This window comes from Streptomyces sp. NPDC005899, from assembly GCF_040629645.1.
Taxonomy (GTDB): Bacteria; Actinomycetota; Actinomycetes; order Streptomycetales; family Streptomycetaceae; genus Streptomyces.
In genome coordinates, this window is the sequence record NZ_JBEXWB010000010.1 from 36,728 (window position 1) to 54,288 (window position 17,561).

Annotated in this window: 19 protein-coding genes and 1 pseudogene; 7 read left to right on the forward strand and 13 right to left on the reverse strand. The window is 68.8% G+C overall.

Annotation, left to right across the window (positions count from 1 at the left end; all coding sequences use genetic code 11):
- Positions 1 to 23: 23 nt before the first annotated feature.
- On the reverse strand, positions 24 to 800 hold the full coding sequence (locus ABZ371_RS02715) for a response regulator (protein ID WP_358672765.1): 777 nt from the start codon (positions 798 to 800) through the stop codon (positions 24 to 26).
- A 112-nt stretch (positions 801 to 912) separates the two neighbouring features.
- Here ABZ371_RS02715 and ABZ371_RS02720 point away from each other — a divergent pair, with 112 nt between their 5' ends.
- Positions 913 to 2,520, forward strand: a complete 1,608-nt coding sequence (locus ABZ371_RS02720) for an ATP-binding protein (RefSeq protein ID WP_358672766.1) — start codon at positions 913 to 915, stop codon at positions 2,518 to 2,520.
- A gap of 41 nt (positions 2,521 to 2,561) precedes the next feature.
- On the opposite strand, the gene ABZ371_RS02725 is transcribed toward ABZ371_RS02720, so the two are convergent.
- The 3 genes from ABZ371_RS02725 to ABZ371_RS02735 all read right to left on the reverse strand — a co-directional run bounded on the left by ABZ371_RS02725 (position 2,562) and on the right by ABZ371_RS02735 (position 3,490).
- Positions 2,562 to 2,714 carry an EF-hand domain-containing protein gene (locus ABZ371_RS02725; RefSeq protein ID WP_358672767.1) on the reverse strand — a complete coding sequence of 51 codons (153 nt, stop codon included), beginning with the start codon at positions 2,712 to 2,714 and terminating at the stop codon, positions 2,562 to 2,564.
- A complete protein-coding gene (locus ABZ371_RS02730) occupies positions 2,663 to 2,860 on the reverse strand; it encodes an EF-hand domain-containing protein (RefSeq protein ID WP_358672768.1) in 198 nt (65 codons plus the stop codon). Before ABZ371_RS02730 ends, ABZ371_RS02725 begins: the two co-directional genes overlap by 52 nt.
- Before the next feature lie 132 nt (positions 2,861 to 2,992).
- The gene (locus ABZ371_RS02735) at positions 2,993 to 3,490 is read right to left on the reverse strand and encodes a hypothetical protein (protein ID WP_358672769.1); all 498 of its coding nucleotides are present in this window, start codon (positions 3,488 to 3,490) and stop codon (positions 2,993 to 2,995) included.
- A 1,061-nt stretch (positions 3,491 to 4,551) separates the two neighbouring features.
- Here ABZ371_RS02735 and ABZ371_RS02740 point away from each other — a divergent pair.
- On the forward strand, positions 4,552 to 5,166 hold the full coding sequence (locus tag ABZ371_RS02740; RefSeq protein WP_358672770.1) for a DUF4865 family protein: 615 nt from the start codon (positions 4,552 to 4,554) through the stop codon (positions 5,164 to 5,166).
- A 608-nt stretch (positions 5,167 to 5,774) separates the two neighbouring features.
- Positions 5,775 to 5,978: a hypothetical protein gene (locus ABZ371_RS02745; protein ID WP_358672771.1), complete on the forward strand. Its 204-nt coding sequence runs from the start codon at positions 5,775 to 5,777 to the stop codon at positions 5,976 to 5,978.
- 637 nt (positions 5,979 to 6,615) lie between these two features.
- Here ABZ371_RS02745 and ABZ371_RS02750 read toward each other — a convergent pair.
- Positions 6,616 to 7,014, reverse strand: coding sequence for a hypothetical protein (locus ABZ371_RS02750; RefSeq protein WP_358672772.1), 399 nt, complete (start codon positions 7,012 to 7,014; stop codon positions 6,616 to 6,618).
- 129 nt (positions 7,015 to 7,143) lie between these two features.
- Here ABZ371_RS02750 and ABZ371_RS02755 point away from each other — a divergent pair, with 129 nt between their 5' ends.
- Together ABZ371_RS02755 and ABZ371_RS02760 are read left to right on the forward strand one after the other, a co-directional pair.
- Positions 7,144 to 7,662 (forward strand): hypothetical protein, encoded by a 519-nt coding sequence (locus ABZ371_RS02755; protein ID WP_358672773.1) that lies wholly within the window; start codon positions 7,144 to 7,146, stop codon positions 7,660 to 7,662.
- Between the two features lie 557 nt (positions 7,663 to 8,219).
- A complete protein-coding gene (locus tag ABZ371_RS02760; RefSeq protein WP_358672774.1) occupies positions 8,220 to 9,710 on the forward strand; it encodes a hypothetical protein in 1,491 nt (496 codons plus the stop codon).
- Between the two features lie 268 nt (positions 9,711 to 9,978).
- Here the strand turns inward: ABZ371_RS02760 and ABZ371_RS02765 are convergent, their stop codons facing one another.
- Entirely contained in the window at positions 9,979 to 10,131 is a 153-nt protein-coding gene (locus ABZ371_RS02765; protein WP_358672775.1) for a hypothetical protein, read from the reverse strand.
- A 328-nt stretch (positions 10,132 to 10,459) separates the two neighbouring features.
- Between ABZ371_RS02765 and ABZ371_RS02770 the strand changes: the two genes are divergently transcribed.
- A complete protein-coding gene (locus tag ABZ371_RS02770) occupies positions 10,460 to 11,383 on the forward strand; it encodes an aminoglycoside phosphotransferase family protein (RefSeq protein WP_358672776.1) in 924 nt (307 codons plus the stop codon).
- Positions 11,384 to 12,112: 729 nt separating this feature from the next.
- Positions 12,113 to 13,354 (forward strand): MFS transporter, encoded by a 1,242-nt coding sequence (locus ABZ371_RS02775; protein WP_358672783.1) that lies wholly within the window; start codon positions 12,113 to 12,115, stop codon positions 13,352 to 13,354.
- 27 nt (positions 13,355 to 13,381) lie between these two features.
- On the opposite strand, the pseudogene ABZ371_RS02780 reads toward ABZ371_RS02775, so the two are convergent.
- The 7 genes and pseudogenes from ABZ371_RS02780 to ABZ371_RS02810 form a co-directional block, all read right to left on the reverse strand.
- Positions 13,382 to 13,480: pseudogene (locus tag ABZ371_RS02780) on the reverse strand (IS5/IS1182 family transposase); the annotation flags it as partial.
- 202 nt (positions 13,481 to 13,682) lie between these two features.
- Positions 13,683 to 13,934 carry a hypothetical protein gene (locus tag ABZ371_RS02785; protein WP_358672777.1) on the reverse strand — a complete coding sequence of 84 codons (252 nt, stop codon included), beginning with the start codon at positions 13,932 to 13,934 and terminating at the stop codon, positions 13,683 to 13,685.
- Entirely contained in the window at positions 13,931 to 14,239 is a 309-nt protein-coding gene (locus ABZ371_RS02790) for a hypothetical protein (RefSeq protein ID WP_358672778.1), read from the reverse strand. Before ABZ371_RS02790 ends, ABZ371_RS02785 begins: the two co-directional genes overlap by 4 nt.
- A 429-nt stretch (positions 14,240 to 14,668) precedes the next feature.
- Positions 14,669 to 15,445, reverse strand: coding sequence for a hypothetical protein (locus tag ABZ371_RS02795; protein ID WP_358672779.1), 777 nt, complete (start codon positions 15,443 to 15,445; stop codon positions 14,669 to 14,671).
- Between the two features lie 41 nt (positions 15,446 to 15,486).
- Positions 15,487 to 15,882 carry a peptidase inhibitor family I36 protein gene (locus tag ABZ371_RS02800; protein ID WP_358672780.1) on the reverse strand — a complete coding sequence of 132 codons (396 nt, stop codon included), beginning with the start codon at positions 15,880 to 15,882 and terminating at the stop codon, positions 15,487 to 15,489.
- A 142-nt stretch (positions 15,883 to 16,024) separates the two neighbouring features.
- Entirely contained in the window at positions 16,025 to 17,080 is a 1,056-nt protein-coding gene (locus ABZ371_RS02805) for a helix-turn-helix domain-containing protein (RefSeq protein WP_358672781.1), read from the reverse strand.
- A gap of 364 nt (positions 17,081 to 17,444) precedes the next feature.
- Positions 17,445 to 17,561, reverse strand: a 117-nt coding sequence (locus tag ABZ371_RS02810) for an IS3 family transposase (RefSeq protein WP_358672784.1), incomplete at its 5' end; no start/stop codon positions are given.

Below are 17,561 nucleotides of genomic sequence, written 5' to 3' on the forward strand. Positions count from 1 at the left end.
CGGACGCTCTGACCGTTGTTCTCTCAGGTGCGGGGCGGGTGAGTTGCGGTGTTGAGGTAGAAGGCGTCGATGCTCTGCACGGCCTGCTCGAAGTCTGCGAGGTTGACGGGCTTGGTGACGTAGGCGTTGGCGTGGCTGATGTAGGCGCCGTTGACATCGTCGGGGGCCGCGGAAGTCGTGAGGACGACGACGGGGATGCTCTGCAGGTCCTCGTCCGCTTTGAGGATGCGCAGCAGGTCGCGGCCGTTCATGCGGGGCATGTTGAGGTCCAGGACGATGAGGTCGGGGCGGACACTGCCTGGGGTGCGCAGGTATTCCAGGGCGGCGACTCCGTCGGTGACCTGGACGAGGTTGCGGGCCCCGCGCTCGCAGAGGGCCTCTTCTATGAGCATGGCGTCGGCGACGTCGTCCTCGACGAGCAGGACATCGAAGGCGCGGGCGGGGGTGGACATCATGATCGGTTGCTCCGAGGGGGCTTCGTGGGAGTGGCGGAAGAGGTCGGGCCAGCGGCGCCGGGCGCCCTGGCGGGTCATGCCGCAGGCGTCGCCGATCTGCGGGTAGCCGGCTCCCGCGCGGGCGGCATCGACGGCTGCCTCCCGCTGCAGGCGTTCGGCCGCCTTCTGGAGCTGTTCCAGTACGTGCAGAAGGCCCAGGGCCTGAGCGGGATCGTCCGCCGATGGCGGGGAAGGAGTTTCCAGCAGACGAGGAGCCAGACGCTGGGCAAGGTCGTACACCTCGGCGTCCACGAGCGCGGCCGCCTGAGGAGGTGTGGTCCGCAGTACGAGGTTCTTGCCAGGCATACCCGCACCCTAGTCTCCGACGCCCCTCGACAACAACTGTTGTCGAGTTCCCTCTAGAGTGTCTCCGCCGCACTCTTGTGCGGGCGGGCGTCCGAGCAAGGAGTGAACAACGATGACCGGCGACGAGGATCGGCCGCAGGCGCGGAAACCTTCCACGTGGACGACGCAGCGGTGGCTTCGAGTCGGTGTGGCAGTGTCTTTCGCCGTGCTGGCTCTGCTGGGGGTCAGCGGTGCGTGGATGCTGCAGCAAACGGCGTCCATCAGCAAGGACCTGGTCGACGTCAAGTCGCCGGCGCTGAACACAGCGATCCGTCTGGAATCAGCGCTTCTGAACCAGGAGACCGGAATCCGTGGCTACGGCCTCACCGGCACCAAGGACTTCGTCGCCCCCTACGCGCAGGGCCTCGCCGACGAGAAGACCTATGCCGGCCAGCTCACCGAACTGCTGCGGGACGACGCTGCCGCAGTGGGTGACCTGAAGGCGGTGCAGAGGGCCGTAGCGGCGTGGCAGGAGCGGATCGCCCGCCCGGTCGCCGCCTCCCCTCCCGGATCGCCCTCCCCCCTTGCCACCCAACGCGCCGAACAGGGCAAAACGCTCTTCGACCAGGTCCGATCCGCCACACGGAGCCAGCAGGAACGGCTGCGCACGGACCGAATGCAGGCGCGTGACGACCTGATGGCCACCACCCGTCTGCGCAACTGGGTGTTCGCAGCGATCGCCGCCCTCATCGTCCTTCTCGCCGGGCTGGTCTTCGAGGGTCTGCGTCGCGGTATCACCACACCGCTGGACCGGCTCGCCGCGGACGCCCGCGCCGTCGCGGACGGTGACTTCGACCATCCCATCACGCCGACCGGTCCCGCCGACATGCGGCAGCTGAGCGGCGAGATCGACTTCATGCGCCGCCGTCTCGTCCGGGCACTGGCGTTCAGTGAAGAGGCACGACTGCGCCTGGACGCCCAGGCCGCAGACCTCCAGAGGTCCAACGCCGAACTCGAGCAGTTCGCCTACGTGGCCTCCCACGACCTGCAGGAGCCACTGCGTAAGGTTTCCAGCTTCACGCAACTACTGCGCCGCCGTTACGGAGGGCAGCTCGACGAGCGGGCGGATCAGTACATCGACTTCGCCGTCGACGGCGCGAACCGCATGCAGGTCCTCATCAACGACCTGCTCGCCTTCTCCCGGGTCGGCCGCATCCACACCGACCAGAAGACCGTCGACCTGGACGCCGTCCTCGATCGAACCCTGTCCGCTCTGAGCGTCAGCATCGAGGAAGCGGACGCCCGCATCACCCACGACCCACTGCCCAGTCTGATCGCCGACCCGACACAGATGGGAATGCTGTGGCAGAACCTCATCGGCAACGCCGTGAAGTTCCGCCGCCCGGGCGAGAGCCCGAAGATCCACGTGACAGCGGCGCAGGAAGACGCACTGTGGCGGTTCACGGTCACCGACAACGGCATCGGTATCGCCCCGGAGTACGCAGACAAGGTCTTCGTGATCTTCCAGCGCCTGCACACCAAGGACGCCTACGCCGGCAGCGGTATCGGTCTGGCGATGTGCAAGAAGATCGTCGAATTCCACGGCGGCACCATCTCCATCGATCCGCACTACACGGAAGGCGCCCGCATCACCTTCACCCTGGCGCCCCGACCCCCTGCCGACCCGGCCACATCGACGCTTCCCGAAGCGACCCTTTCCGAGGCGGAACTGCTGCCATGAGCACAGCCGCCGTCCGGTCGTCGCGGCGACGGGTTCTCTCGTCAGGCGGGGTCCAGCGGTCCCAGCAGCCACACGCCGGTGGAGGTGGGCTCTGCGTCGAAGTAGAACTCGCGGATCGCCTGGAGCACGTCGTCCCGGCTGATCAGCCCGTCGGCGTCCCGGTCCAGGCGGCCGAAGACCTCACGAGCGTCCACTCGTACCCGGCGTCGAAGGAGCCCGGCGTGACCAGCATCCCGGCGGCGAACGCCGTCCGGTATTCGGTGAGGCTGATGCGCCCGTCGCTGTCGATGTCCGCGGCCTGGGACAGGTGCTGCCACAGGCCGTCGCTCAGCTCTCGCATGCGTGTGAGCGCGGGCGCTCGGGGCGTGAGCGTCGCAGGCCGACTCGAAGTCGGCGCGGTCGATGTAGCCGTCACGGCATGCGATCGACGACCTCCTGAAGCCCGCCGAATGATCACGACATCACACAGACCCTAGTCGGGGATTCCTGGCATGCCCCACCGGGCCGCTCTGTTGCTGACTTCGGCTTTCCGGCAGGTACGGCGCCATGTCGTGAGGGCTGGGGGATTGCCCGGGCGTCCGAAGAGGAACTGCCCGCTGTGCAGGCTCAGGCGGACTTTTGCCAGGTCGTGGACGTTGTCGTGGATGATGAGGACGCGGGCTACGTGGTGGGGGTCGTGTTCGGTGATCTGTCCGCCGGCGCGGCGGAGGCGGAGTCTGGCAGGACCGTCGGCTTCGCCCGGGACGATGCTTGCCTCGACCAGACGCCGTCGGTCCCACGCCCAGTACGCGATCTCCCCGAGTAGGTAGAGGACACCTGCGCAGAGGGCCCATGGGGCGTTCGAGCCAGTCCACAACAGCAAGCCGAGGAAGCCGAGGCAGCCGACCGCCACCCCGATACGCCGGAGCCGCGGAACCATCTGCATGCTCTTGTGGTTCGCGTCCCAGAGCAGGGCTTCGCTGGCAGCCATACCGCCATCATGGGCCTTGCCCGTCATCGTGGAAAGCCTGGAGCATGCCTTCAAGGACGGCTCGGCCCAGGGGACTCGATTCAGACTGTGCTACGCATCGGTCCGGCCCCGCGCGGGCTGCGCGGTGATCCGTCCCGGCATCGGGGCCGATGCAGCGGATCGTGGAAGGCTGCCCGCAACCAACAGGAACCGGCGAACCAGTTTCTCGAAGGAGACCGGCACCTCTTCGACCTGCTGGAGGAGTGGGACATCGAGTAGGACCGCCTGGAATAAGACCGCGCACCCAGGATGCGTATGTGGCTGTGATTGTTCTGGGAAGTTGCTCTCACGGCGCAGTCCGATCCGGTAGGCCGTGTTCCGTGACGCGAGTGCAACGTTCGATGCGGAGTGGCAGTTCATCGAGCCGTACCTGCCTGTCGGCGAGTAGGGCCCGTGCCCCGAACGGCTGCGCCAGCGGTTCGAGGGCGCGATCCGGCACTTCGGGAGCGGCAGCCGGTGGCGCGAAACGTCCCGGGAGTTCGGTGCCTGGTCGACCGTCCACTACCGGCTCCGGCAATGGAGGACGCTGGCGCCTTCGAGGCCCTGCTGGAGGGCGCGATCGCGGAGGCAGCCAAGCGGGGCCAGGTGGACTCGTCTCTGGTCAGCGTGGGCTCCACCACGGTCCAGCCCATTACGACGCCGCTGGGATGTACCTGGGCCCCGACGCCCTGGCGGCCGTGGAGAAAGCCGCCGAGGAGGCGGAGAAGGCATGACACACACGAAGTCGTTGTACGAGCGGTCCTGCGCTCCGCCAGAGCTGGTCCAGGGCGAAGCCCAGAAGGGGGAGCGCCGCGGGTTCCGTGCCGTGGAGCGGTGGAATCCATCCACGTCGGCGACAGCGTGCGCATCCTCCCGGCCGAGTGGCATTGACGCGGCACCGCTCCCCCCGATCTTCATTACCCTCCTGGCTGTCCAGGAGGTTGCCAGGAGGGTCACGAAACCGAACGTGACGCAACCCGTGACCAGCACCGAGTACCTCGCCGGTCCGCCGACCGTCTGATCATCAAGAAGGGCAACCCCCTATGTACGCCAAGCAGTACGAGATCACCCTGCCCGCCGACTACGACATGGAGATCATCCGCAAGCGGGTGGCCGCCGGCGGCCACGTCCTCGACGACCGCGCCGGACTGGGCCTGAAGGCATACGTCATCCGCGAGCGTGGTATCGACGGCTCGCCGGTCAATCAGTACGCGCCCTTCTACCTGTGGAATGACACCGACGCGATGGCCCACTTCCTCGTCGGCAGGGGTGGATTCCAGAACATCGTCCGCGACTTCGGGCGCCCTGTCGTGCTCCACTGGGCCGGCATCGCCTGCGAGGCCGGGCCCGCCCGCATGGCATTCCCCCGAGCAGCCTCCCGTCGCCTCACTCAGATCCCTGCCGATTCTGACCCCGACGCCACCGGCCTCGGCCTTGCCGCGCTGATCGACCGGGAGGTCGAGGAGCTTCGCGGGATCGCTCGCCGCGAAGACGTACACACCGTCGCCCTGGCCTTTGACCCCCAGGCATGGCAGCTGATGCGGTTCGTCTTGTGGATGGACGCTGTGGCACCGGAGGAAAGAGCCACCGAGTGCTACGAGGTACTGCACCTGTCCGCTCCCGGCGTGACCCGCCTCCTGGAAGGACGAGCCTGGTAGGGCCTGACGGGCCGAAACGCCCGAGTGGACGGCCCTCGACGCGGGAGGGACCGTACTCCTTCGGTCCCTCGTCCCTTCAGTCACTGCACAAAATACGCAGGTCACAGCGATGTGCTCGGGACCGAAGGGACAACTGCTCTCACCATCAGTCGCGTTAGGCCGGGGCCCTGCTCCGCCGGCCAGCGCGGTGCAGAAGCCTTGGATGTCATCGCCGAGCACCCCTTGGATGCTCTGGCCGTCCGCCGCTGCTGCTTCCGGCAGCCCCAGGGCAGAATCGAGGATCGGCCCCTCGGATGCGCCGGTCAGTCCGACGTGTGTGGTTCCGATGGAGAGGCGGTGGCAAAATCGTCTGGAACATATGACTTGCTGCGGCATCACGAGGTCGGACTGCGACGTTCCCGCCCGGTTGGCCACTGCCACCCCGGCCGGCTCAAGGCCCGGCGGAACGCCAACAGGACGCGCCCGACGGGATCACCTGCGACCGGGGTCGGGTGTCGAGCGACCCAGCGTCTTCAAGCCGTTCACGCGCAAGGCCGCACCGCCCCGGCGCCCACACCCGCATGATGACTCTCGCGTCGTCCAACCCGCCCCACCGAGAGGACACCTCCGTGCGCCGCATCACCCTGCTTCTCGCAGCCGTCAGCTTCACCGCCGCAGCCTCACTCAGCCTCGCGGGCACAGCCTCCGCGACGCCCAGCCCGGTCACCCCGGTTCGCTGCCTCCTCGGTGGCGGCAACATCCTCATCACCGCCGGAGTCGTGCCCATCTGCAAGGGCGGCACGTACGACGGCGCTCCCCTGATCCTCGTCTGAGCCACCTCTGCCCCCAAGTCCCTTCTGCGCGCCGACGCGCCCCTCTCCCCTGCCACTTACGGCTCATGCCTTCTACGGGACGAGAAGCGCTCGGGCAGTCCCTCGGAGCCTGGGAGGTTTGTGGGCTGGCCGCAACCCAAACGGCAGAGCGGGACGCCTTGCCCGACAGTTGGAGACCTTCTGGTGGTACCGAAGTCGAGTACATCCACACCAGCCTGGGGCCCGCTGGTGGGCGTCACCGCACCCCACCTCGTCGCCCTCGTCCCGGCAGGCGCCCGCTCAGAGAGTGGTCACCTCGTGGAACGGCCGGAAGGCAAGGCAGCATTAACTCCATCGTCCCCCGCGGCGCCGGACCCGAACGGAGCGTGCGGAAGCATTGGGGCGAGCCCTGCCTCACAGACGCTCACACCCTCACAGCTCAGGCCATCCACCTGGTGACTCGTCCTGTAGAGCACATAGACCTGCCAAGGCGGGGCTGTGCGTGACACCGGTGCCGGTTGTCCTGTGACACAGAACCCGGGCCGTGGGTCAGTGGTCTCGGCTTCGAGCCCTTCGAAGTGACGCAAAGCCGAACCGCCGGCCCCGGCCTGCCCGCAGGCGCACGTCTGCAAGCACTGGTTGACTCCTTTGACCGCTCCTACACGATCCTCGACTGAACGCCCGCAGCACCATCAGTCAGCAGTCCAGCTTCAATGGCGGGCATCACGACCTCGTAGGTGTGCCCTTCGTCCGACGCTGTGAGGGTGGAGGTGAGAACCTCCACGGTCGCTCGGACGCCAACGGTTTCAAGGCGCCGGGTTCCCGCGCGGTTGCGGTCGGCCAGACGCCAAAGCGTGATACCCGCAGGAACGCATACAGCGGTGGTGAGCGCGCCGACCAGCAGAACGATCCAATGACGATCGGGAAGCAGCACCGCGGCAGCGAGTACGGTCGGCCCGCAGGGGACCACCAGGGCTGCTACAGCCTTCATGAACACCGCACCGACACCGGTGAGGGTCGAGACCTGGGCAGGTTGGGCCCGGCTGCTGGTGACCATCCCCGTAAGTTAGTCGACCGGTCCGGGTGATGGCCACAGCGCAGAAGTCCGCGACCACAGACGGTCCAGGTGCAATGTCAGCGGACACCGGTCTTCGCGGACGAAGTCGTCTCGCATACGGTCGCCTTCATGAGCAGCGACGGCGTAGTGGTGGATGAGGCGGTCCGTGCGGCGTGGGACGCCTACCGGGTCCTGGAGAAGCGGACGCCCGCAGAGGAGCGTGAGGAGGCGCAGCAGCGGCTGAGGGCGACGGTGGACTCCGTCGGGCGTGAGGAGGTCTCCCGGGGCACGGTATTCCTGGTGGGGGTGCTGACCGGGTACTTGATCGCCGAGCCGCCCGGCGGCGGGGAGCGGCTCGATCCGCTCAATGACCTCATCCCTGCTGTGATCCGTCGGCTGCCCTCCTTCGAGATGGCCGATCCGGAGCAGGTGCCGATGGTGACCGGAGTCCTCATGGCCGCCGCCATGGGCATGGACACCGTGGTCTGGCGCGACCGGTTCGGGACGATCGAGCCGGAGGAGGCCATGGTCCACGGCTTCGTACTCTGGCTGCTCGCGGACCTCTTCGACTCCCTGGCCGAGAGGCCGGGAACCATCGACCAGCTGATGCGCGGAACCTTCGGGACCATGGGCACCTCGGACGGCTGACGCAGCACGGACGGCTGTCGACGTGTGGCGTCGCCACTGCCGCGGGTGTCGACCTCCGATGAGCTGTAGCCGAGTGGCGCCCGGACGCGGGCGGCGTGGGCGGCTCGGACCAAGGCGGCAAGCACCGCGACGGAGCGCCGGACGTCGTCCATCACCGCGCGCAGCCCGGCCGTCATCTCCCGGGCGTGCTCTGCGGTGAGCGGCGGCCGTGCGGGGTCGGCGACGTCGTTCCGGTCCTGGTCGCCCGTGCCCATGACTCCATCGTCCCCTGACCTCGGGGTCGGCGGGCACCACCAGGGCGTACGGAAGCGGGGCCGCGACCGCGCACAACCGGAGCCGGGCCGGGTGCGGAGGCGTAAGACCCGCGCCGTTCGCACGTACCGCAGCCATGTCACGGCAAGCCGCGATCCAGCGGCACGCACGAGTCCACCGTCTGACGAGATCGCGCGGAAGTACGACCACAGGAGGAGCCCGGCCACCCCCACGGTCGCACGGCCTCCCACATGGGCGTGGATCGAACTGCGACTCCGGCTGTACACGATGGCGACCCGAGGGTGATGTGCCGGCGCGTGCCCTGCGCCGAACATGGCCGGGTGACCGAGAACATCATGGGACTGCACATGTCCCTTCCGGAAGTCCTTGTCCTGCTGGGTGCCGTCGTGCTCGTGGTGGCGCGCTGGCTTCCCCCTGCCCTCCGCCCACGCATCACGATCGCGGCGGGAACCGTGTCCGTGCTGTCCGCGCTCGTGCTGAGCGTGGTGGGCATCCGCTGGCAACTGCTGCCGGTACTGGCAGGCACTGTCCTCGCGTTGCCGTTCGCCCTCTCTCCCCTGCTGCGACGCCATACCGGCCGGCCGACGTGGCGGGCCCGGTGGTGGCTGGCCCTGCCCGCGTCGGTGGCCTGTGTCGGCCTGATCGTCACAGGCCCGGTGGCCGCCTGGGCCTTTCCCGTACCCGTGTTCCCCGAACCGTCAGGCCGTTTCGCAGTCGGCACCCGCGTGGTGCAGTGGACCGACCCACGCCGCCCCGAGACCTTCACCGCCGATCCGCACGACCGGCGCACGGTCGTGGTCCAGCTCTGGTACCCCGCGCAGAAGAGCCCCACAGGCACGCGGCGGGCCCAGTACCTCGGACGTACGGAGCACGAGGCGCGCACCGTCTCCGTCGCTCTCGCCCGCGCGGTCGGTCTGCCCGGCTTCCTGGTCGACGGCATCCCGCGTGCCCACACCCGTTCGGTCTTCGACGCCCCGGTGGCCGACGGGGGCGGACGCTTCCCGGTCGTGCTGTTCTCTCCTGGATCGGGCGGAGTGCGCACCCAGAACACCGCCTGGGCGGAGGAACTGGCCAGCCACGGCTATCTGGTCGCCGCCCTCGACCACCCGTACGACTCCGCCACCGTCATCCTCACCGACGGCCGAGCGATTCGCACCAGGACCACCTCCACCGGCGACCGGGACAAGGACAACAAGCTGGCGGCCGGTTGGACGACTGTTCGGGGCGCCGACCTCAGCTTCGTCCTCACTCAGCTGGACCGTGTGGGCAGAGGTGAGATCGCCGGCCCGCTGACCGGACGCCTGGACACCGGCCGGGTCGCGGTCACCGGCCACTCCATGGGTGGTGCCGCCGCTCTGCAGGCAGCCCGGCAGGACCATCGCTTCGACGTCGTCATCGATCTGGACGGTTACCCCCACGGTCCTGCCTCCCCCTCCCTCCACCAGCCGACGCTCGCGCTCACCCAGGCCATCACCCCCGCGACCGACCCGCACTACATACCCCGCCTCACCAAGGCCCTCAAGCGCAACACCGCGACGAGCTACCGGCTCACCCTCCCCGGCGCCGCACACCTCACCTTCATGGACGGCCCCCTGTACCTGCCACCCGTGCCCTCGATAGTCGGCTCCTTGGGCCGCACCGAGAGCCCTCGCGTTGTCGCCGCAACCACTCTCGCCTTCCTGGACAGCACCCTGCGGGACGAACCCGGTGACCTGGCCGGCGTCCTGTCGGCCCACGGCGACCTCAGCGTCTACCGCCCGAGGAACAACCGCTGATCGGCCGGACGGCGGCAGCCGACGGCGCGGCCGTCCCCCTTCCCAGCCGGAGTGCAGTCCGCGGTGCCGTCCCCACCGAAGACCAGCGCGCCAGGTGTTCTGGCCAGGGTGCAGGGGCGGCCGGCGGCCAGGTGGACCGTGACGGCGTCGCCATCGCAGGTGGCGGGCTCGGGAGGCGGGGTGGGCCGAGCGCGGTGACGACGACATCACGCAGCACGTCGGCGGCGGGGCCGCCGGTGGGGGCCGGGGTGCCGGCCGGGTCCCGGAACTACTCGCCGTCGGCGCCGGACTGGGAGTCGAGCACCCAGGTGTTCCCGCCCGCGGTGAAGACTATGTCGCCGTGGCGGCCGGAGTCGGTGACGTCGCTGGTGTCCGGGTGGGCCTGAAGGATGTCGGCCGGGCGCGTGGCCTCTTCGGCCACGGCTGTCAGTGGGCTCTTGTCGCGGTCAATGGCCGGTGTGCCGAAGCACGATAGTCCTCACTGGCAGAGCCGGCTGACGTGGCCAATGCGGCCGGTCGAGGCAGTCTGCTTGTCACCCTGGATGCACGGGGCTTGTCACATCCGCGCGTGCAACAGCCTTTCTGCCACTGGTGGCAGAGATCGGGTCCCCCTACTTGCGGCGGACACACACAAGGTCACGGTGGGTATCCGCACTGGCTTCGAGATGGCTGGTGCGCCGATGGCAGGCTGTCCGGACCTCCGGTAGGTTGCGGCTCGCGAACCCGGTTCCCCGCGGAGGAGGTGCGATGTGAGCACGTTGGAGGCAGGTGAGGTCCCGCATCGCTTGGTGTTGTCGTACGCCACGGGTTTCGGTGAGGAGGGGATAGCCTGGATCGCCGGACTGCCAGCTCTCGCGGCGGGCATGCTGGAACGCTGGGATCTGAAACGGGACGGCGCCGCAAGGGCCGGAGAAGCCTCACTGGTACTGCCGGTGCTGCGCTCGGACGGTACCCCCGCGGTCTTGAGACTCCAGATGCCCCGGCAGGAGACCACCGCCGCACTGATTGGCCTCCGCGCCTGGAACGGCAAGGGGATGGTGCGACTGCTCGATCACGACCCGATGGGCAGCAGCATGCTCACGGAGCGGCTGAACGGAGCCCGCACGCTGGCCTCGATCAACGATGACGACGTGGCGATGAGCATCCTCGCCGAACTGCATGCGCGGCTGGTCGCATTCCCCGCACCGCGGGGACTGCGCAGTCTAGGCGACATCGCCTCCGAGATGCTGGATCAGGTCCCCCAGGCGATCAGGAGGCTGGCCGACCCGGCCGACCGTCAGCTCCTGCACAGCTGGGCATCGGCGGTGGCCGAACTAGCCGGTGAGCCCGGGGACCGGATGCTGCACTGGGATCTGCACTACGACAACGTTCTCGCAGCGCAGCGCGAGCCGTGGATCGCCATCGATCCCGAGCCACTCGCCGGCGATCCGGGATTCGATCTGTGGCCCGCCCTGGACAGCAGGTGGGACGACGTCGTGGCGAAGGGTGACACCCCGCGTATCGTGCGGCGCCGCTTCGACCTGCTCATCGATGTCCTCGGCCTGGACCGCGCACGCGCGACCGGCTGGACCCTGGGACGGCTGCTGCAGAACTCACTCTGGGACGTCGACGACGGTAAGACCAGGCTCACTCCGTCCTCCGTCGCGATCGCGGACTCGCTGCTCACCCGGTGACCTTCCGCCAACGGCGGGCCGGTGACAACAAACCTGCCTATTGGCAACCATCCACCCCGCTCACCGGCGTGCAGGGCCGGTGGTCCTACTTCTGTGGCGATCGGTCCGACTTCGCCGTCACGGGACAGCGGTGAGGAACGCGGCGAGCGCGCTGGCGGCTTCGGGCTCGGTGGTGGTGAGCCGGGCCGCGAACGCCGGCTCGTCGACGGCGGCGCCGGGGACCAGGCGGGCGAGTCGGGCGAACAGCGCGGCGTGCGCGAGGACGCCCTCTGCTCGTCGCTACTCCCCTCGACGAACCACAGGACTTCGACCAGAGCCCAGGCCGGGGCGTGGGTCAGAGACGAGTAAACAGGCACCAACGCGGACTCCCAGCAGGTCGCGGCCGCAAAGGCCGGCCATGCCGCCGCACACCACTGACATCACACTCGGCCAGCCCCCCACGGAATCGTGAGCCAGAACCCCACTTCGGGAGGCACCTGCTTTCAGCTCCGTCCGATGTTCATGGCCCGGAAGCACCCCGAGTGGGGCAGTCGCGATGGACCGGCCGGGCTCATGGCTTCGAGTCGTCGGAGCAGGCCCGTCGGCCGGCGGCCCCGGTCCGCCGACGGAGGGTCATGACATCCGGCCGACAACTCCGTTGTACGGGGTAGACGTTATGGGAGATCATGTGCATTCGTGACCTCACGAGCAGATGAACCCGTCCCCGACACGGCCCCACCCGCCCCCGCCGTGGCCATTACCCCCTCCGCTGCGGTGCACCGGGACGGCAACGTCCTGCGGTGGCTGATCGCCTACACCTTCTCCGTGGTCGGTGACGCCGCCTACTTCGTGGCGCTCGGCTGGGCCGCGCAGAAGGTAGCGGGACCGGCCCAAGTCGGCCTGGTGATGGCAGTCGGCGCCATACCCCGGGCGATCCTCATGCTCGGCGGCGGAGTGATCGCCGACCGGTTCGGCCCGCGCAGGGTGGTCATCTCCTCCGACGCGGTCCGCGCTGTGGTGATCCTCACGGCCGCCACAGTGCTCGCGTTCAGTACCCCCGGCCTCTGGTTGCTCGTCGCGCTCGCCCTCGTCTTCGGCGTCGTGGACGCTCTGTTCATGCCGGCGGTCGGAGCCATGCCGCCCCGGCTCACCGGCCGCGACCAGCTGATGCGGCTGCAGAGCCTGCGCAATCTGGTGCAGCGGTCCGGCCACATCGCCGGTCCGCCACTCGCCGGGTTCTCGATGGGGCTCGCGGGCCCAGCAGCCGCGTTCGCCGTGACCGGCGTCCTCTTCACCCTCTCGCTGTTCCTCCTGATCGCGGTCCGGCTCGCCCCGCTGCCGCCCGAGGAACAGCCCGCCGCGGACTCCACCGCCCGCCGCGACCTGGTCGACGGCATCGTCTACCTACGCCACGAGCCCGTCGTCGGCCCGCTCGTCCTCTCCGGACTGCTCTCCATGATCGGCTGCATCCCGCCTATAGCAATCGGCGTCATCATGCTCGCCGAGGAACGCGGCTGGGGCCCATCCGGGGGTGCCTGGGTGAACGCCGCCCTCAGCACCGGCGTCTGCACGACGTCCCTCCTGCTCGTCGTGCGCGGCCGCTTCCCCCGGGCCGGCCACTGGCACAACATCACCCTGCTCGTCGCCTCCGCCGGCATCGGCCTGATCGGCGTCATGCCGAACCTCGCCCTCGCGGTCGTCGTGGCGCTCGTCTCCGGCCTGGTCTCCGGCCTTTGCGGCGGTCTGGCCCTGGCCCTGATGCAGGCCAACACCGCCCTCGCCTTCCAGGGCCGAGTGGCCTCCGTCCAGGCGCTCAGCGCGGTCGGTATCACCCCGGTGATGTTCCCGCTCTTCGGCCTCCTGGTGCAAGGGTGGGGGGCCGGCCCCACCTTCCTCCTCTTCGGCTGCATCAGCATGCTCGGCGCCACGGTCTCCACCGCCTCCCCCGCCGTCCGCCATGCCGACCTGGACTTCACGAAGACCACAGGCTGACTCCGGCCCCCGGCCGGGACCCCTGACGCGCGACTGCTCGGCGACACTGTGGTCACGGGTGGGGGCGAGGGTGCCGCCCACTATGAGCACGGCGTCCGTGCGGAACCGCTTGCGTTGCTGGAGTGCGGGAGATGGCCGGGTCAAGTCGGAGAACCAGCACGCGGCGACCAGCAGCACGCCCCCGGCGACCGCACACATTGGCGTGGACCTCTCACCCGGCTGATCTCAAGGCAGCACGCTGAACGCGAGAGAGAAAGATCCGAAAGAGATGGCCCAAGAGCCGCCCCCGTCTCATGACCCCTGCTCGCGGAAGTGCTCGCGGAAGTGGTCAGGCAGTTCCGGCGTACGCGATGGTGAGGACAGTCATCGTCGACGTGTCGTGTCCGAGGAGAATCACCGCGGTGACGTGGCCCTGGGCAACGGTGCGGATGATGCCGTCGTCCTGCCCGTAAGGCTCCGAATGAGCGATCGGGTCACGCTGAGCGTCGACCAGGGCGAGCGCGAGGTCCCGACGAGCGAGCTCGGGCAACTGTTTGTACGCATCGAACACGTCGATAGGGAAGTTGAGCCGGTAGGTCACGCCGCTCCCCGGCCGCGGTCGTCCCGGTTGCCCTGACGCGGCTCGGCGTCCCTGAGCACGTCGGCGGTGACATCCCTGGTCTCCAGGTCGTCAGGGAGAACACCGCGAAGCTTCGTATGGGCGCGGGCGGCCTCGATGCGGGGGCGGGCCGACTCGAGCTGCTCCGCGGCCGCAGCCCACCCGTCGAGGACGGCGGGCAGGCCCTCGATCGGGGTGAGGTTCACGTCCTGGAGCAGCTGCTGCCGGGACGCCGAATGCGGCAACGCAACATGTAGCCGGTCCACGGTCCAGTCCTCGTGCGCCATCTACCCCTCCTGCGGTCGTCCCCGGAGTGCCAGAGTAGCGCCAAGGGACGCTGCTCCGGCCGCAATCCCGGACGCAGCACCACGATGGCGCCCCCTCCCCACTCGGTGCCACGATGTTCGGCACCCCCCGTCCCATGAAACGCACTGCGGCGCGGGAGTGCACGGCATCGTCCGCACGACGCGCCCCCTACACGCGGTGACGGCGCGCGGGTGCCCGGGAGGGAGAAAGCCCCCCTCCCCACGACGGACATCGCGGGCCCGCCGGCGGCAGGCGGACCTGTTCAAGAGGCGGGCACTGAGGGTGCGAGGAGGGCCGGGTGCGGCGCCTCCTCGCTCCCTGCGCTCTCCGCGTGGGACCGGGAGGCTCGGCAAAGGGCCCGGGTGATCGTGAAGCGCTGTGCGCCTCTGCGGTCCACGCGCCGAACCTCGTCAGTCGGCGAGTGCCGCCCGTGCCCGTTCGACGACGCGAAGCGCGGCGGTTCGCTCGGCGATCAGTGTGTCCTTGTCGCGCTCGATCGCCGCTTCCTGGTAGGCGGCTTCGACCGCGAACCACTGGCGGACGACGCCGGAGGACCGGTTGCACCGTACTTCCGCGGTGGCCTGTGCCCGTTCCGCGGCCTTGCCCGCAAGTACCTTGCCGGGTGTGTCCACGGGAGAGGTGCGGCCGGGATAGCCCCGCGCACTCATGCACGAGGACCATCTGGCCACCGCCGCGACGACGCGGGGGTCCTTGGCAGAAGCGTCCCACGTCGTGCGCTGCAGTTGCATGGCGTAGGGCGTGTCCCGCGCCCTGGAGTCGTCACCGAGTTGCCGTGCGGCCCAGCCCACACAGCCTTGTGGCCGCTCCTCGGAAGCGCCGTCGTAGACACGGCGCTGGGCCGTCGTCAGCTTCGGCGCAGAGGGGGGTGCGGCGTGTCCGGACGGAGGAAGCCCGTAACCGTACTGCTCGGCCTGTTCCAGGTCGGTCAAGCCGTAACGGCGTGCCAGGAAGTCCTTCAGCGGCGGCCGTACGTGGGTCAGCGCCTTCACTGGCACGCCCTGTTCACGCATGCAACGCTCCACCAACCCTTCGTACGCCCTGTTCAGGTCGTCACGCTGCTGGTAACTGAGCAGGAACGCCTGCACGGGAAGTCGCGCCCGCTCCGTACCGGTCTCCTCCCTGCCGGCGGCGGTCGTCGCGTATCCCACGGCGCCGCCGACAGACACGCATACGGCAACAGCGCATGCCGTGATCACGGGCCTTCTGGTCACGGGCCGAACCGGACCGACGCGTCCTCGTTCTTCGTGTTCGGCAGACCGCTGAGGTAGTTGGTCGGAACGAAGTCACTCGATCCGAGGTAGTTGAACCGGTAGAACACGGTGGCGGCGTAGAAGCCGTTCGTATTCCGCGCCGATCCGGCGTTGTTCCAGACGCTCTGCCCGATCCCGTTGCAGTTCGTACCGCAGGCGTTGAACTTGGTGTTCGTCAGGTTGGGGATGTCGCCGCCGATCCTGACGAACGCTCCGCCTCCGCCCGAGTTGTAGTAGAGGCAGAACCACCCGTCGACGCAACTGTCCGCGCTCGCCGGGGCGGCCGCCGCTACGGAGCCCGCTGTGAGACTCATCGCGGCCAGTGCCGTCAGTAGCAGACCTCGTCTGCGCATGTTCACTCCTTGGTCGTGAGATGGGCCCTGGCCGTGCCGAACGAGAGGTCTCGCGCGCGGTTTGGTTCCTTCCGCACCCGAGCGCATGTCGTGCACTGCCTTTGCCCCCTGCGAGAAGTCTGCGTTCGGCCGCCCGCCGGCGTCATTGGCCGCCGGCGCAGTCTTTCTTGATTCTGCGCGCAGAAGGGGTGGGGCCGTCGGGGGCGGGAGCGTGGGCAGCGGGAACGGGCAGCGTCGCTCGCCGGTGCTCCCCGGGGGTGATTCCGTAGGCGCTGCGGAAGGACCGGCTGAAGGTGACGGAGTCGGCGAAGCCCCACCGCGCGCCGATGGCGTGGACGGGCAGCGCACACAGCGCGGGATCGCTCAGGGCCAGGTGGCAACGCGCCAGTCGGCGGCGCCGGATAGTCGCCGCGACAGTCTCCTGCTGCTGCCGGAAAAGATAGTGAAGCGTCCGTATCGAGATGCCGTGATGGGCCGCGACGGCCGCGGGAGACAGACCGGGCTGAGCCAAGTTGTCCTCTATGAACGCGTTGATCCGGGCCAGCAGCATACGACTGCGGGCCTCGGGTGGCAGCCGGTCGTGGGCGCCGAGGTGGTGCGCGAGGAAGGCGGCGGTGAGTTCCCAGGCCGCCGTGCCCATGCGTTCCAGCTCCGTCCGCTCCAGCGACGGCGCCTGTTCGACGACGCTCCGCAGGAAGGCGGCCAGCACCCCGCCGGCACCGGTGCCCCCCGCCATGGCACGTGCCAGGATCGCGTTCACTCTGCCGCTCGGCAGCGGAAACCCTGAGCGCGGTAGGTGGAGCACGATGCCCCGCAGAAGCGCGTCGCCCGTTCCGCCCAGTCCCTGCCCCTCGTACGGCAGTGACGTGCTCCACAGGGCGAAGTCACCGGTCGACAGTCGGCTCTCCTGCCAGGACTGCGAGATCCACATCTCGCTGTCCAGGATGAGTGCCAGTTCATAGTCCTCGGGATCGGACTGCCGTATCAGAGCCGGCGTGCGCAGCGACCTGATGGGAGGAAAGGACATGGTGGTCAACTGGACCGCTCCCAGATCCAGGGCACCCGCGTCGGCCAGGAAGTCGGAGGTGTGCCGACTCTGGATCCGTACCGGTGCGACATCACGGTTTATCAGCTCGCACCACCAGTCGAAGCGTTGCTCAGGCGGGACGCTCGTGCTGTGCAGAACGGTGTACGCCACAGGACCCTCCGCTGATCGCTCCTCCGTTCGATAAGCCTGCCCTGCGGTAAATGGGCAGCACACCCGCATTCTCGCCAATCCGTCCGACACGCCCCGGAAGGTGGTGCCATCCGTCCGCGTCCCGCCGGCGTGGGCGCGGCGGCGGGCCCCCGCGCACCTCGGTACGGAGCAGCCGGGTGGTGACCTCACACCGCTGACCTCGGAGACCCTGCGAGGACTGTCCATCCGCATGGTGAAGCTACGTACGTCCCCGTGGTCGTGCGTCGCTGTGGTCGGGGTGATGTCCACGTTGTTCCCCCGTGGGCATCGCATCGTCGCCCCACGTGAGCTTGTTCCGCTTTGACGGACACCATTGGTGTGGTGGTCAGGCTGCGAGTGCGGTCTCATACTCGGCGGGGCTGACGTAGCCGAGGCTGCTGTGCAGTCGGTGCAAGTTGTACCAGCCTTCGATGAAATCGAAGATCGCGGTGCGGGCGGCGGC